The sequence below is a fragment of the Dolichospermum sp. UHCC 0406 genome, assembly GCF_009712025.1.
In the GTDB taxonomy this organism is placed as follows: Bacteria; Cyanobacteriota; Cyanobacteriia; order Cyanobacteriales; family Nostocaceae; genus Dolichospermum; species Dolichospermum lemmermannii.
In genome coordinates this window covers 13830-29138 of record NZ_VILA01000003.1, presented here as the reverse complement: position 1 = coordinate 29138, position 15309 = coordinate 13830, and the positions used below count along the sequence as shown (strand labels likewise).

14 protein-coding genes are annotated in these 15309 nt (G+C 39.4%); 4 read left to right on the top strand and 10 right to left on the bottom strand.

The genetic code is table 11. The features are described from left to right. Positions 1–110: 110 nt before the first annotated feature. Complete coding sequence (locus FJR09_RS04660) at positions 111–545, top strand: hypothetical protein (RefSeq protein WP_168650476.1); 435 nt, start codon at positions 111–113, stop codon at positions 543–545. 116 nt (positions 546–661) lie between these two features. Then, positions 662–1777, top strand: a complete 1116-nt coding sequence (gene recF / locus FJR09_RS04655; protein WP_168653680.1) for a DNA replication/repair protein RecF — start codon at positions 662–664, stop codon at positions 1775–1777. On the opposite strand, the gene FJR09_RS04650 is transcribed toward recF, so the two are convergent. Both FJR09_RS04650 and FJR09_RS04645 read right to left on the bottom strand, forming a co-directional pair. Next, a complete protein-coding gene (locus FJR09_RS04650) occupies positions 1692–1979 on the bottom strand; it encodes a hypothetical protein (RefSeq protein WP_085929765.1) in 288 nt (95 codons plus the stop codon). The genes recF and FJR09_RS04650 overlap by 86 nt on opposite strands. Beyond that, a complete protein-coding gene (locus tag FJR09_RS04645; protein WP_168650474.1) occupies positions 1980–2435 on the bottom strand; it encodes an MgtC/SapB family protein in 456 nt (151 codons plus the stop codon). Between the two features lie 106 nt (positions 2436–2541). Here FJR09_RS04645 and FJR09_RS04640 point away from each other — a divergent pair, with 106 nt between their 5' ends. Continuing rightward, positions 2542–4869, top strand: a complete 2328-nt coding sequence (locus FJR09_RS04640; RefSeq protein ID WP_168653679.1) for a putative PEP-binding protein — start codon at positions 2542–2544, stop codon at positions 4867–4869. Here the strand turns inward: FJR09_RS04640 and FJR09_RS04635 are convergent. From FJR09_RS04635 to FJR09_RS04615, 5 genes are all read right to left on the bottom strand, one after another. After that, entirely contained in the window at positions 4866–6032 is a 1167-nt protein-coding gene (locus tag FJR09_RS04635; protein WP_015083156.1) for a hypothetical protein, read from the bottom strand. The two genes, FJR09_RS04640 and FJR09_RS04635, sit on opposite strands and share 4 nt — an antisense overlap. A 250-nt stretch (positions 6033–6282) precedes the next feature. Further along, on the bottom strand, positions 6283–6819 hold the full coding sequence (locus tag FJR09_RS04630) for a shikimate kinase (RefSeq protein WP_015083157.1): 537 nt from the start codon (positions 6817–6819) through the stop codon (positions 6283–6285). Between the two features lie 46 nt (positions 6820–6865). Then, a complete protein-coding gene (locus tag FJR09_RS04625; RefSeq protein ID WP_168650469.1) occupies positions 6866–7483 on the bottom strand; it encodes a LapA family protein in 618 nt (205 codons plus the stop codon). Positions 7484–7629: 146 nt separating this feature from the next. Beyond that, positions 7630–8250, bottom strand: coding sequence for a flavin prenyltransferase UbiX (locus tag FJR09_RS04620; protein ID WP_168633931.1), 621 nt, complete (start codon positions 8248–8250; stop codon positions 7630–7632). Positions 8251–8509: 259 nt separating this feature from the next. Then, positions 8510–10879 carry a ribonuclease R family protein gene (locus FJR09_RS04615; protein WP_168653678.1) on the bottom strand — a complete coding sequence of 790 codons (2370 nt, stop codon included), beginning with the start codon at positions 10877–10879 and terminating at the stop codon, positions 8510–8512. Between the two features lie 931 nt (positions 10880–11810). Between FJR09_RS04615 and FJR09_RS04610 the strand changes: the two genes are divergently transcribed. Next, on the top strand, positions 11811–12512 hold the full coding sequence (locus FJR09_RS04610) for a hypothetical protein (RefSeq protein WP_015083162.1): 702 nt from the start codon (positions 11811–11813) through the stop codon (positions 12510–12512). Positions 12513–12521: 9 nt separating this feature from the next. On the opposite strand, the gene FJR09_RS04605 is transcribed toward FJR09_RS04610, so the two are convergent. The 3 genes from FJR09_RS04605 to FJR09_RS04595 form a co-directional block, all read right to left on the bottom strand. Beyond that, positions 12522–12668, bottom strand: coding sequence for a hypothetical protein (locus FJR09_RS04605; protein ID WP_168654023.1), 147 nt, complete (start codon positions 12666–12668; stop codon positions 12522–12524). 25 nt (positions 12669–12693) lie between these two features. Then, positions 12694–13299: an ATP-dependent Clp endopeptidase proteolytic subunit ClpP gene (gene clpP / locus FJR09_RS04600; RefSeq protein WP_015083163.1), complete on the bottom strand. Its 606-nt coding sequence runs from the start codon at positions 13297–13299 to the stop codon at positions 12694–12696. Between the two features lie 695 nt (positions 13300–13994). Further along, positions 13995–14954: an FTR1 family protein gene (locus tag FJR09_RS04595; RefSeq protein WP_015083164.1), complete on the bottom strand. Its 960-nt coding sequence runs from the start codon at positions 14952–14954 to the stop codon at positions 13995–13997. Positions 14955–15309 lie beyond the last annotated feature (355 nt).

Sequence of the window (15309 nt, the reverse complement as noted above, 5' to 3'; positions counted from 1 at the left end):
ATATTTATTACCAATTATTCATCAATATGTATCTAAAAATCAACTTCGACGAGATAAGAAAACCCTTTGGGTGCGTTGACAATTCTAGAATTAATTAGGAGATAGATATCATGGGTGAATCCAAACGGAGAAAACAGCAAGATCCCAACTACGGGAAAGTTAAAAATCCTGTCAAAAATCTGATGAAAGTTTTTTGCCCATTCTTTGAAGATTACGATAATTTATCTCATCTCGATGGTGATAGTATATCATTGATGATCGCTAAGGAAGGGTACAAAGAAACGGGTTTGAAAGGCATAATTGTCACAGGATATCTCGCTGAACATTTATTAAAAGACTATCCTCCTGAATCTGAATTAGTCAAAGCTTTCAAACAACATGGAAATATTTATGTTACTTCCACATTAGCCCTAGCGTATTTGGAGAATGATATAAACAAAGAGGAAAATCTCAGGAATTTTGATACATACGACCCATTAAATGACTTTATATGTATGAAAAGCGATTCCAAAAAGTACCAAGTAAGTTTGGTAACAGGATCTTAAAAAAAATTTTCTCATCTCCCGAAAAATCCCCAAAAGATCCCCGACTTCTGAAAATAATTTTCTCATCTCAAGAATAACTTATTATAAAAGTCGGGGATTTTGAATCTTCAGCTATTATGTACTTAAAAACTCTACACCTCAAACAATTTCGGAATTACCAAAACCAAAAAGTTGAATTTACCGCTGCTAAAACAATTTTAGTTGGTAATAATGCTCAAGGAAAATCGAACTTGTTAGAGGCTGTGGAGTTATTAGCAACATTGCGATCGCACCGCATGGCACGCGATCGTGATTTAATTAAAGAAGGTGAATCTACAGCCCAAATTCATGCCACCCTAGACCGGATTCATAGCCATAGTGATTTAACTCTCACCCTCCGTCGTCATTCTCGTCGCAGCGTGGCTATAAATGGCGTTACAGTCCCCAGACAAATGGATTTTCTGGGGGTTCTCAATGCGGTGGAATTTTCTAGCTTGGATTTAGAATTGGTGCGTGGTAGTCCTGAAATTCGTCGCAACTGGCTAGATACGCTCTTGATTCAATTAGAACCAGTTTATGCTCACATTTTGCACCAATATCACCAAGTTTTACGCCAACGCAATGCTTTTTTAAAACGTTACATAAATACACCAGAAAAATCTCTACAATCAGAATTAGCTATCTGGGATGCACAATTAGTGACTGCGGGGACAAGGGTAATCATCAGAAGAGATAGAGCTATTAAAAGATTATCCCCCATAGCTTCTGCATGGCACGCTAGTATTAGTGGAGCATCTGAAATTCTGGAAATTAATTATGCTGCTAATATTCCCTTAGAAAAAACTTCTCCTCAAGAATTACAAGGGGCTTTTTTTGCTAAACTACAACAAAGAGCCGTTGCAGAATTACATCGAGGGATAACTTTAGTTGGACCCCACCGCGATGAAGTAGAATTAATTATTAATCAAACTCCCGCTCGTCAATATGGTTCTCAAGGTCAGCAAAGAACATTAGTTTTAGCTTTAAAATTAGCAGAATTACAATTAATTGAAGAAGTTATTAATGAACCACCATTACTATTATTAGATGATGTTTTAGCCGAATTAGATCCATCTCGCCAAAATCAATTACTTGATGCTATTCAAGACCGATTTCAAACCTTAATTACTACCACTCATTTGAGTGCTTTTGATGTTCAATGGTTGAAATCTTCCCAGGTTTTATATGTAAATGCAGGGAAAATAGATAATTGACAATTGGGTAATCTTCTTCTTCCTTCTGATTAACTGACAACTGTACGGGCGAAGCATTTGGAGAACTATTTTTGGCAATGACCGATAATTTATCTTCCAAATGCTTCGCCCCTACTGACAACTGTACGGGCGAAGCATTTGGAGAACTATTTTTGGCAATGACCGATAATTTATCTTCCAAATGCTTCGCCCCTACTAACAACTAAAACTTTTCCAGTCTTTTAAAAATGTGTAGAATAATTACAGTTAAAATAGCACCCATTAATCCTAATTGCCATAAACCGCACCCAGCAGCAATTCCCAAAGCCGCAGCTACCCAAATCGCAGCGGCAGAAGTCAAACCATGAATTTCCGGTGATTTTGATGTTTGGGAAGATTCACGTAAAATTTCCCCAGCGCCTAAAAACCCCACTCCAGCAGCAATACCTTGAACTACACGACTAAGGGAATCAGCACTAAGTTGTGTACCACCTGTTTGGATAGTGATGAGAGTAAATACGGCTGAACCCAAACTTACTAACATATGGGTTCTTAAACCTGCCGGTTTATTTTTTAGTTGTCGTTCTAAGCCAATTAAAGCTCCAATAAACAAGGCAAAACATAAACGAAGTCCAGTGTTTAGCCAGTCACTACCGGCAATATAATAAGGATTGATCAATTTTTTTCGGTGGTAAATAATTTAATAAATGAAATCGGGGCATTCTTCGGACTAATTGGTAATATAGTAACAAAAAGTATGTAATAAATATTATTTAATAAATTGAGTGGATAAACTCTATTGGCTTGACCAAATTAAACTACAAGACCTCGCTAAAGTTGGCGTGCAGGCGTTCGATTTAAGCAAAATCAAACAACGGGGTTATCCTGTTCTTCCTGGTTTTGTGGTAGAGGCAGATGTTTTACGGCAATTTCTAGAAACTCTCAATAGTTCAGAGTCGTTAATTGCTGATTTACCCTATTCTTCTCTACATTTAGATGTACATAATTGGCGACAACTGCAACAGGTAGCCGGACGCTTACGTCAGGAAATTATCTCAGCGACTGTGCCACCTCATTGGGTGAGGACAATTTTTCAAGCTGCGCGACAATGGCAAAGAAGCAGTTTAATTTTGCGTCCCAGTTTGGCAATATCAAATAACCAAGAAATGAAAAATGTATCTGGGTTATTAGAACCAGTATTTTGCCCTTGTGAAGAAGAGGAAATAGGTGAAGCTTTAAAACAGCTTTGGAGTCAGTTATTCCGAGCGAGAAGTTTACTATATTGGCATAGTGCGGGGATTAGTTTGCCCAGCATTAATTTAGGGGTGTTAGTGCAACCAGTTGACAATGCGATCGCTTCTGGTGTAATCAATACTAAATCATCGGCATGGGATATTGAAGCTACTTGGGGTTTAGGACTAGCAATTACCAACGGTGAAGTATTACCAGATGTTTATTACATAGAACCAAAAACCGGCGCAGTCGTAGAAAGACAATTGGGTAATAAAATGTTGGCGTATCGTCTTCATCATGGTAATGCTTTTACAGATGAACAACTGCAACCAACATTAGATACTGATTTTTTATTAGCTTATATTTTAGAAGAATCCCAACAACAAGAATATGCTTTGCCAGAAGAATTTTTGCAAGAATTAATTACTGTCAGTAATCAAATAGTCAGTGAATTAGGGGCAACCTTAACTATGAAATGGACAGTTGCCAAAGAATCTTTAGCCACAAAACTCTATATTACAGAAGTCACTGTTCCCCAATCTGTAAATAAGAGTGTGCAATTTATTCAAGGCATTGGGGCAGCCAGAGGGAGAATTATTGCTAATGCCCATATTTTTAGTTCATCACAAAAAGCAATCCAAGTTCCTCAAGGTGTAATTCTCATCGCCCCAATGATTACTCCTGATTGTTTGCCCTTACTACAAGGAGTTGCGGGGATTATTACAGAACAAGGAGGATTAACTAGCCACGGGGCGATTTTAGCCAGGGAGTTGGGTATTCCTGCGGTGGTGAGTGCCACAGGTGCAACCACTCTTTTACAAGCAGGTGAAAAGTTATTATTAGATGGTAATAAGGGTGAAATATATCGTTTCACAGAAGATAAAGAAAACTTTCCTAGTGAGGAGATAGAAGAATTAATCAAAGAGGAAAAAATTGTCAATTATCAGCCGATAAATTTACCAATAATTGCCACTAAGTTACTCGTAAATTTGAGTCAAGGACGATTAATTGAACAAGTAAAATGTTTACCTGTAGATGGGTTAGGATTATTACGTTCAGAATTGATGATGTTAAATATTCTGGAGGGAGAACATCCTCAAGAATGGTTAATAGCTGGAAGAAAAGCGGAATTATTAGAGTTATTATCTGAGCAGATTAAGCAATTTGCTCGCGCTTTTTCACCCAGACCTATTTTTTATCGCTCTTTAGATTACCTACCCCATGATTTATTATTATCACAGTCATCAATTTATAGTGAGCGAAATCGAACTATTCTTGGTGACAGGGGTGTTTTCAGCTATATGCAAAATCCGGCGGTTTTTGAATTGGAATTGCAAGCTTTAGCGATAGTTCAAGCGTCTGGTTATAGAAATATTAATTTGCTATTACCTTTTGTCCGCAGTGTTGAAGAATTTATATTTTGTCGTCAAAAAGTTGAGCAATTTGGGTTAACACAAATATCCCAGTTTCAATTATGGATCATGGCAGAAGTTCCTAGTATTTTATTTCTATTACCTGAATATATTAAAGCTGGTGTGGCAGGTATTTCTATTGGCACAAATGATTTAACTCAATTATTATTAGGAATAGATAGGGAACAGGGAAAATTAGGGAGAATATTTGATGAAAGTCATCCAGCAGTAATGGGGGCAATATCTCAATTAATTAAAATGGCTCAAGCTGGAGGTATTCCCTGTTCTATTTGTGGTCAAGCCCCGGTACTTTATCCAGAAATGATTGATAAATTAATAGAATGGGGGATTACTTCTATTTCTGTAGAACCGGAAGCGGTGGAAAGGACTTATCAAGCGATTTCTCGTGCTGAACAAAGATTAATTTTAGCAGCAGCACGACGACAACTTAGCAACTTAAAAAATTAATATCGGCAAATAGCCGCTACTTTCACTCCGCTAGGCATTGCTTCTGGTTCAAGAGTATAAACTTTACCACCATTTAAGATGGTGTGAATTACCGCAAAATCTAACATATCTTCATCATCTGGTGCTGGTTCTGGATGTAATTCAACTGTAGCAGTTGGTAAATCAAATTTACCCCATATATGTTGTTTTAGAGGCACAAACAAAGTATCAACTCTTTGATAATATGCAGCCGGAATAATTGCTTTGATATCATTGGCAATTTTGTTACTTTCTTCCCCAGATAGTTGCAGATAAACAGCCATTAGATCTTCATATTCCTGTTGAAATAAAGGGTTAACAATTTCCCAAGCTGCATGATTTAATTCTTGCATTTTGAGGATTTCTGCATTGCCAGTAATCCCTGTTTCTGCTAAATATGGATAAGTATTAGCCTGTCGGTAAATTGGTAATAAATATTCTACTCCTGCTAATATTAAAGGTGCTTTTTCACGTCGCAATTTTTTATGTAATGCACTATCAACAGCATAACAAAATTGCAAAATATCTTCTTCATGTTTCTCTCGATCTGGATTACCCTGTCCATGCACAGAACCAGGGTGTTGAGCCGCAGAAGTCGCACCTCTAGGGATACCAATTCTATGCTGTACGCCTTTTTGAAATTCATCTTCTAAGAGAGTTTCATCCAAACTATGAGGCATATTTTCTACTTCTACTTCATTAATTTGGTAGCGTGTGCCTGAGTAAAGTTTGACATTCTTTTGACTTAAAGCCAAAATGTAGAATTTTCCATCATTATTAATCAGATTTAATAAGGGTTTGATATGAAAATTCTTGCCAACAACCACTAATTGGGGAAAAGAAATTGGTAAACAATAGTAACGAAATAGATTGGGGGAAATAAAAATTACTAATCCCTGATTTTGAATTTCCCAAAAATCAGTGTTGTCTAATTCCATCGCTGGTTTGAGCAAATTTACAGTCTCAGCATGGCGTAATCCTGTTTCATCTAAGCGGTTTTCAGCTTCTCGAATTAAATTTTTAAACCGAATCGGATTTTGTCGCGTATCTCCTCCTAGTTTTTCCATAGGTAGATACAGAGAAACGCATGGATACTCAGGATTTTGGACTAAATTTTTGAGTTCATCAAGAGAAAATATAGTCATAGATTTCATCCCTGTCGAGGATAATTACAGAATCTAGATTCCATTCAACTCTTGATGTGGAAATTCTGCATCTTGCTTTTGACAAGAAATTAACTGCTTTCTATTCCTTTTTATAGATATATAGCAATTCGTATTTGATTTGTGATAGCGTAGCGTGCCGTAGATATACATTGCAAGAGTCAGATCCCCGACTTCTCTAAGAAGTCGGGGATCTGATATTCAAGTGGGTTATAAATGGGTGTAGAAAGAATTATTGCGGTTTGAGAATACTGGGAATTGTAGCGAGGATGCGTGTGACAATTTCTTCTGGTGTTTCGGTCGCGCTCATAGTAATATGTAAGTCAGCTTGGGAGTACATTGGTTGACGTTGTTCCCAAAGCGATGTCAATTTACTTTCGATATCGGCATCTTGTAAAAGTGGTCTGGTATTGTCTTCCGCTAACCGCTGTAAGATTATTCCTATTGGTGCATCTAACCAAATTATCAACCCATGATGGAGATAACTCCAATTCTGCTGCTGCATGGGAACACCCCCACCCGTAGATATAATCAACTTAGTATAAGCACAAGCTTGAGCTAAAACATCACTCTCTAATTGCCGAAACTCCGCTTCACCATTTTCGGCAAATATTTCATTAATAGATTTACCTGCGGCTTTGATTATAACTTCATCTGTATCTACAAATCTATAACCAATTTCTGCAGCTAATAACTTTCCTACCGTTGTTTTCCCAACTCCCATCATGCCAATTAAATAGAGGTTGACTCCTTTTAATATATCAATCATCAGTATTTTTCTCCTGTAAAATTATTAATTATTATTAAAGCTTAAATTAGCGTTTTTGTGGTTTATTTTCGTTGTCATCCTCAAAATCATCATCTTCAAAAAAATCCCAGTCATCATCATCTGTAACTTGAGTTTTGCCTGATTCTTGGTAAGGAGGAATAATTACCCGATAATCAGCATCATAAACAGATTCAGTTTTACCCACAGCAGTGTTTTTCGGTGATTGGGAACTATAGGAATAAACGGAACTATTGCGGGAATTATAACTTTGTTGACTTGGGGAAGTTTCTGTTACTGGTTCTGAATTTTCGCCATTATCCCAATCATCTTGATTGCGATTTGTGTCCCAATCGTCAAATTCATCATCAACTTGATTAACGGTTGGTGGAGTATTTTGTCTAACACGGGGTGGAGTGGGAATTGATTTGGGTAGAGGTTGTGGTGCTTGTAAATTTAAATCAGTCGCAAACTTTAACAATCTAGTAATTATTAAAGATGTGAAAATACCAGCAGTGATACTTAATAAAATCCACAATGCTAATGGTAATGCTTGAGTTCGCATCCCCAAAAACATTAATGGAAGTGAGGGCGACAAATTTTGAACTAATATTATTATTAGTCCCAGCATTGCCGTCACCAAGATAATTAAGCGAATTACAGCCATAAAAAATTCAAAATTGCAGCAGGATTCTAAGAATACACCAGGAAAAAACAGATGAATATAGCTGTTGCCACAAAAGAGCAAAATAGAATTAAGAATTAAGAATTAAAAATTTAGTTTTTTAATTTTTAATTTTTAATTTTTAATTCCTATAAATGACCTTGCCATCGCTGAATTGGTATACAGTCAATATCTAATTGATCCAGAGCGCGAGCTACAACAAAATCAACTAAATCCTCAATGGTTTGTGGGTTGTGATACCAAGCAGGAATAGCGGGGACTATTCTCACTCCAGTTTCCGCTAAGGTCGTTAAGTTCCGCAGGTGAATTAAACTAAAAGGGGTTTCTCTGGGGACAATTACCAGTTTACGTCCTTCTTTAATTTGGACATCTGCGGCTCGTTCTAGTAAGTCGGAACTTAGCCCCCCAGCAAGTTTTGCGACTGTACTCATACTACAAGGGATAATGATCATCCCCAACGTGCGGAAAGAACCACTGGCAATACCCGCACCAACATCACTCCAAGGATGACAGCGGAGTTTACCTTGTTCGGGAACTCCGGCTTGTTCTCGCCAAAATTGCTCTTGTTTTTCTGGTTCTCCTGGCATTCGGATTTCCTGTTCTGCCTGCCAAACTGTGTAAGTAGATTTAGATGCCACCAGTTCAATTTGATATTCTGCGGCTAAGAGAAATTTAAGAGCGCGAACGGCGTAAATTAGACCAGATGCACCTGTTACGCCCAAGATTAAAGGTTTTGTGTTATTAGTCATTTGTCAGTGGTCAGTGGTCAGTTGTTATTAGTCATTTGTCAGTGGTCAGTTGTTAGTGGTCAGTGGTCAGTGGTTAATATTTAAGAGCAACTAAGTAGGTGAACACAATAAAACCAATCTGTATAAAGAAAAGTAAAATCGCCCAAACCCTCTTCACTCTTGCCTCTTGACTTTTGCCTCTTGCCTAGTGCCATAACGACGATTTTCAATGCTAACCTACTTAACAACGGACAACTGACAAAGGACAACTGACAACTGACTATTCTTGATCATAAGGTTCTCTGTCAAAAGATATGGCTTTGCCACGCAAGCTATCGCTTTGATTTTGTGGATAAATGTCTCCTGTTTCCTCATTGCCAGTATTCTCGCTCATGGCCTTAGGTAAACCATCAGCACCAACTGTCACTAAATCAATTTGTTGACGGTAGTAATCAACACTTTTGACTTGTACCATACAGCTATCGCCCAATCGGTAGGAAGCCCGATTTTTTCGCCCAAATAACGCTTGTTGTCTGGCACGATATTCATACCAATCGTCTTTGAGGGAACTGACGTGAACCAGTCCTTCTATTCGTAAGGTATTAGCGAGATTACCTTCTGTGGGCGATTCTACTGGGACTTCAATTTCCACAAAGAAGCCGTAGGATTGAACACCAGTAATTACTCCTGGAAATACTTCGCCAATGCGTTGTTTCATTAAGGAGGCTTTTTGGAGTCCGGCTAAATCAGCTTCAGCTTCTTGGACTTCTTTTTCTCGGTCATTAATTTGGACAATGACCCTGGTTAAGTCGCTTTGCAGTTCTTGTTGGAGTTCTGGGGGGAGAACGTTCCAATTGATTTCTTCGTGACAATTGGAATGGCGCAGGTTTATCCGATCTTTGACGCGGGTATTCCGGCGATCGCGCCCATGCTCTAGTAAGTTATGATACACCCGTTGCAAGAGGATATCTGGATAACGACGTAAGGGGGCAGTTATGTGGACATATTGGGATAAAGCTAGTCCAAAGTGAGAACTTTTGGTAATGCTATATAAAGAAGGCTTGAGAGTGTCTTGTAATAAATAGGTGAGAACTTGTTCCGATGGGGAATCGGCAAAAGCTCCCGTCAAGTGTTGATAATCTAGAGGTTGGATTTCTAATTCTGGATCAAGTCCTAATTCCACACCTAAATTAACGGCTAGTTTGAGCATTTCCTGAACATCTTCGGGATCAGGTGTGCCTTGAACTCGCCATAAACTGGGAACTCCCAAGGCGCTGAGATGATCAGCCATGAGTTGATTAACTAATATTACCAATTCGGTAATGAGCGATCGCCCAGGTAAGTCATTAACCACCACCGATCCCATTGCTCCTTCGTCATAGTAAGGGTTGTGGCTGGGTGGGAGATTTAACCGTAAGCTGCCCCGCTGTAGACGTACCTGCTTAATAGCAGTAGCCAAAGTCTGTAAATCTGGTAATTTCTCTTGGACTTCGACTGCCACTTTGCTGCTTTCACCGGCAAGAATAGCTGCTGTCTCTACTTGACTAACAGCTACATCTACATTAATGACACTAGGTTGAATTTCCCATTCCTCCACTTCTCCTGATTGGGGGTTAATGGTGATGATAAAAGAGAGAGCCAAGCGATCGCTACCAGGGACTAAGGAACACCGTTGTATCACCACTGCTGGCAACATTGGCAGTAGTAATTCTCCCAAATACACTGACTTACCCCGCTTGAGAGCTTCCCTGTCTAGAGCCTCATCGGGTTGGATATAGTGGGAAACATCTGTAATGTGAAATAATAATCGCCAATTATCATCAGTAGTTTTTTCCACACTGAAGGCATTTTCAACCACAGACTCATCACTGTTGACACTCTTAATGGTGAAGGTAAAAACCTCACGTAAATCGAGACGATTTTTCAGGTCTGCTTTCAGGAGTCTCTTGGGTAACTTTGCTGCTGCATCGAGGATAGGATCAGGAAAAGTTCGGGATAAATCATGTTTACAAGTTACCAAATCTATATCCGCTGCGGCTTCAGCATCACTACCCAAAATTTGCACTACTCGACCCAATGGGGGATATTGTGCGAGGGGATAGCGAAGAATTTCTACATGAGCTAAGTGATCAATTGCTTCTTCCAACTTCATGCTGTTGAGTTGTAGTTTTAGTTCAAACAGCAATCTGTCATCCAAAGGGACAGCCCGAAAACCTTCCTCCACCTGCTTAATTCTGGCGAGTAAGGTGTGATTAGACCGCTCCATAATCAACTTCACCTCACCTTCTGGCGATCGCCTGCGACTGCCTTCCTTGAGGACTCTTACCAAAACGCGATCGCCATTCCAGGCATTGCTCAAATGACTTTCACGGATGTAAATATCCTCTGAGCCTTCGCTATCTTGAATCGCAAAGCAAAAGCCCTTACTAGAACAACGGAGTTTAGCCTCAATCAAGCCTTCTTCGGTAACGCGGCGATATTTCCCCCGTTCCTTCACCAAAAGCCCGATTTTTTCCAACACATCCAAAGTAATTTGGAGTTTTTCTAGACTTTCTTCATCCTCACAACCCAGTTTTTTTTCTAGGACTTTACGAGCCACTAATTTATCATCTGTAAAATTGGCAAGAAGTGTAGCGATTGAAAATTCCATGCAGTGAACCGACCTTTGGTCAAAACATCATTTGTTGTCGAATCTGGCTCTTTACTGTATTCCCTCGCGGTTTACAGACACTTGCTTACGAATTTCGCCTTTGCGTAGTGTTTCGTAGAAAAGGCAAGTCCGCTCATCGCGCAGCGTGGCGTTAGCCATAGTCATTGTCAGATGAAGCCCCTGCGTTGACTTCTCACTGCACGACAATCTCAGCGTTTGCTTACGTGACCCTTGACTTGATCTAAACAATCTTGACCATGCACTCCTGATACCTAATAATTAAACACTACGTAATTTAGATAATGAGTTAGTGAGAGACTTGGTTTGGAGAACTCTCTATCTCACCCACAACCCACAAACTACAAACTAGTTTAACTACAGGTGTTTGATAGTTTAGATGTAAGGCAATTCCACGACATCAATATCTGATAGCATAGCGTGGTGTTGGCCATGTCTTCACTAGAAGAAACCGCTGAAAAACCCAATTCTCCCTTATGTAGAATCGGTAACAATCAGGTAAGCAGTAAAACACAGGCAACGAAGGCAAACCTTATCTTTATTATTGTAGATTTAGAGCGCACTTCTTTAAAAATACTTCTAGATATCTAATTGGTTAATTAGTATAGCATTTAAAGATAGACGACAATTTGTGATCAACAACTGTTAGTATCAGGACATATTTAACGTCGTGAGTGCTTAGTTCTCAGTAAGACTTTATATTGAAATATAGGGTTTTGTCTAGGGGATGGTCAGTGGTCAGTTGTCAGTTGTTAGTAGGGGCGAAGCATTTGGAAGATAAATTATCGATCATTGCCAAAAATAGTTCTCCAAATGCTTCGCCCGTACAGTTGTCAGTTGTCAGTTGTCAGTTGTGCGCTGACTAGCAATTTATGTTATTAGGAAAATTTAGATAAAAATGGTTGAAAGTATGATGTTGGCACAATTCCAGAATTTGTACCCCAACGGCAGTATTATCTCAGAATTAATAGAAATTTTTCAAGGGAAATATATCGTCCGTGTCAGTATACAACTCGAAGGTATCACCAGGGCAACGGCGATCGCAGGAGCAGAAACAGTAGAAGCAGCAGAAGACCAGGCTAGAAACAGAGCTTTAACGGTTTTGGGGGTCAAAAATACACCGGGGGAAGTCACAAAATCTGTCTCCCCATTAGTTACCACTCCACAAATAAAACCCACTTTCCAGGAATCAAAACCTGTTCCCCCTGTTAACAATACACAGATATATACACCACCGCTACCAGAAGAAGAAATTGATCCCAAATTTCCAGAACCAGAAATATTTTCTCATCAAGAACCAGAATATCCACCTTTATCAGAAGTCCCCCCTAGTAATGTCACGCCATTTACACCTCGCAGTTATACCCCTTATGAGGATACTGGTGTCCAGTCAGTCGTCGGTAAAAAGAAAAGACATAATGAACCAGTAAATTTATCTGATGTCATTGCCCAAACAGACGTAGAAATCGAGCGCTTAGGCTGGACACCAGAACAAGGTAAAGATTATCTGGTCAAAACCTACAGTAAACGAGGACGTTCTCTGCTGAGTGAAGAAGAATTACGAAATTTTCTCACTTACCTCAAATCTCAACCAGATCCAATTGCGGGATTTTAGAATCAGGAGTCAGGAGTCAGGAGTCAGGAGGAAGAAGAAAGAAGAAAGAAGAATTTTCTCATTGACAACTGACAACTGTACGGGCGAAGCATTTGGAGAACTATTTTTGGCAATGATCGATAATTTATCTTCCAAATGCTTCGCCCCTACTGACAACTGACAACTGACAACTGACCAATAACTAAACTAGAGGTACAGGACGACTACCGGCGGCATGACGGTCAATTACTTGGTCAATTAAGCCATATTCCTTGGCTTCGGCGGGAGACATAAAGAAATCACGTTCGGTATCTTCAGAAATCCGCTCAAATGGTTGACCAGTATGATCAGCGAGAAATTCATTTAGCCGCTGCTTGTGATACAAAATTTCGCGGGCTTGAATTGCAATATCAGTTGCTTGTCCTTGAGCGCCACCGAGGGGTTGATGAATCATAATCCGTGAATGGGGTAAACTCATCCTTTTACCCTTTGTACCCGCGCTGAGGAGAAAAGCTCCCATACTGGCCGCCAATCCAGTACAAATTGTACAGACATCAGGGCGAATATGCTTCATGGTGTCAAAAATACCCATTCCCGCTGTCACAGAACCACCAGGAGAATTAATGTACATATATATGTCCTTCTCCGCGTCCTCAGAATCTAAAAACAGCAGTTGGGCAACAATCAAGTTAGCCAGATTGCTATCAACCTGTTCTCCCAAAAAAATAATCCGCTCACGCAACAGCCGTGAATAGATATCAAAGGCGCGTTCGCCTCGGCCGGATTGTTCAATAACGATAGGAATCATTTAGTGTGTTTTAGCTATTTTTCATTTATTCTATCGGTGACAACGGCTAATTGTGTTGAAATTGCCAATTAAGATTAGGACAAGCCGGGTGAAGAGAGCAGATAGAAGCTCATGTAAAGAAATATATTTTACACAAATATCAGTATTATTACGGTTCTTGCTAATTGAGTGACTGGAGTAAAACAATGAGATATCCCCAGGGATTTAAAAATAAATTTGGATTTTCAGGACACTTTTTGGAAAAAACAAACGTCCACGTTGTCAGGTGCATATAAAGAGAGAACTGAATCACATTTTTTCACAGATTTCTGAGCTATTCTCAAATTATATTCACCAAATCCGATAAACCAATAACACAAAGTGTATTGAGAATAACAAGTTCCTATGGAAGTCTCATCCATATAAATAAAGAGAGGGATATTATGCTAGAAAAACTTATACAAGCGGCCTTTATTACATTTTTATTGCAACTCATCGCCGTATTGAGTAAAACTACTCCAATACATCCCAAGGCAGTCTCACCTCTTGCGGAAATGTCGGGTCCTGTAATTAGTTCGACTTTCCAGGTTTCGGAGTAAAATGCAGCCTAGACGGAACACTATGGCTTACGCCACGCTTCGCTATCGACAAGCTCAGTGCATCGCAGGGAATAGGTAAAAATTTTAATCTTTTCCCTGATTACCAATCTATTATTTTTAATTCCGCCCTGGGGTAGTAGTCATGACTTTATTTTTGCTATTCTGATTATCTCCACCTGTGATACTGCGGAAATATAGCCCACCAATACTGATGAGAAATACCAAATATCCCACGGCTTGAACAATATAGATTTTGTCTCTATAACCAAATAAGGACTTGAGAATGATACCGGGAAACTGTTCGTCAGATAAGATTTTTTCAGCATTCCAAACCATTGGACCTAAGATACAAGAGTGAATTCTGGTAAAGTGTTCATAATAGAAACAAAGATTTTCTGAAGAACGACTACTCAAAGCTAGATTAGCTGTAGCTTCATCAAAATGTTGTAAACCGGAAACTACTAAACCAGAAACAATTAATATTAATAAAACGCCCATAACTTGAAAGAATTGGCGAATATTAATTTTCACACCCCATTTAAATAATAAAACGCCAATTACTGACGCTGTGGCTAAACCACCAAGTGCGCCTAAAGTCGGCAATAAACCTTGTTGAAAATTAGCTGCAACGAAGAGAACAGTTTCAAATCCTTCGCGGACAATGGCGACTAGAATTAAACTAAAAACTCCCCAAGCTGCATTGGAATTTTTGCCTATTGCGTCGGTAACTGCTCCCTCAACTTGTGCTTTCATAAATCTGGCTTGTTTTGTCATCCAGATTAACATCCAACTCAGCATGACTATTGCTAAAACACTAAATACACCTTCCAATGTTGGCTCAACAACAGAGGTATATTGAGGATTAATAGATCCTAAGAATTTAATGATCCCCGTAAATAAAATACCGATTAAGCCACTGACAATAATACCAACAATTACGCCAGCATAAACCCAAGGGTTGAGTCGAGATTGTTGGGCTTTTTTTAATAATGCGAGAACAATACCCACAACTAAAGCGGCTTCGACACCTTCTCGCAGGGTAATTACAAAAGTGGGTAGAGCGGTACTAAAATTCATAAGAATACACGGCAAGCGGGAAACTCAGTCCCTTTAGGGCTGAGAGGGAAGCGACACGAGCGGTTTTAACCGCTGTGGATATTAAAATTGAAACCAGATTTTTGATTGGAACCTGGAAACCAACTCCCATTTCTGGGGTAATGTTAGCTAGATGCCTCCGGCACGCTGGCGCGAACGACCTGTTCTAAGAGCTTGTTAGACTTGCAACACTGTTCCAGTGACCTTAGAACTGTTTAATCACAAGCGACAGAGCGGGGAACTAGCTACGCATTCCCAGGTGTCGTGACTCAAATAACGGCTACCATGAGACTAAGCTCAGGGTGGTCTGGTCAGCACAGCTTGCTTGATTACTCTT

What these genes read in the sequence shown, in the direction of transcription:
- FJR09_RS04660 (WP_168650476.1), top strand. Translation starts at nt 111, where the DNA reads ATGGGTGAATCCAAACGGAGAAAACAGCAAGATCCCAACTACGGGAAA.
- recF (WP_168653680.1), top strand. Translation starts at nt 662, where the DNA reads ATGTACTTAAAAACTCTACACCTCAAACAATTTCGGAATTACCAAAAC.
- FJR09_RS04635 (WP_015083156.1), bottom strand. Translation starts at nt 6,032, where the DNA reads ATGACTATATTTTCTCTTGATGAACTCAAAAATTTAGTCCAAAATCCT.
- FJR09_RS04630 (WP_015083157.1), bottom strand. Translation starts at nt 6,819, where the DNA reads ATGATTGATATATTAAAAGGAGTCAACCTCTATTTAATTGGCATGATG.
- FJR09_RS04625 (WP_168650469.1), bottom strand. Translation starts at nt 7,483, where the DNA reads ATGGCTGTAATTCGCTTAATTATCTTGGTGACGGCAATGCTGGGACTA.
- FJR09_RS04620 (WP_168633931.1), bottom strand. Translation starts at nt 8,250, where the DNA reads ATGACTAATAACACAAAACCTTTAATCTTGGGCGTAACAGGTGCATCT.
- FJR09_RS04615 (WP_168653678.1), bottom strand. Translation starts at nt 10,879, where the DNA reads ATGGAATTTTCAATCGCTACACTTCTTGCCAATTTTACAGATGATAAA.
- FJR09_RS04610 (WP_015083162.1), top strand. Translation starts at nt 11,811, where the DNA reads ATGTTGGCACAATTCCAGAATTTGTACCCCAACGGCAGTATTATCTCA.
- clpP (WP_015083163.1), bottom strand. Translation starts at nt 13,299, where the DNA reads ATGATTCCTATCGTTATTGAACAATCCGGCCGAGGCGAACGCGCCTTT.
- FJR09_RS04595 (WP_015083164.1), bottom strand. Translation starts at nt 14,954, where the DNA reads ATGAATTTTAGTACCGCTCTACCCACTTTTGTAATTACCCTGCGAGAA.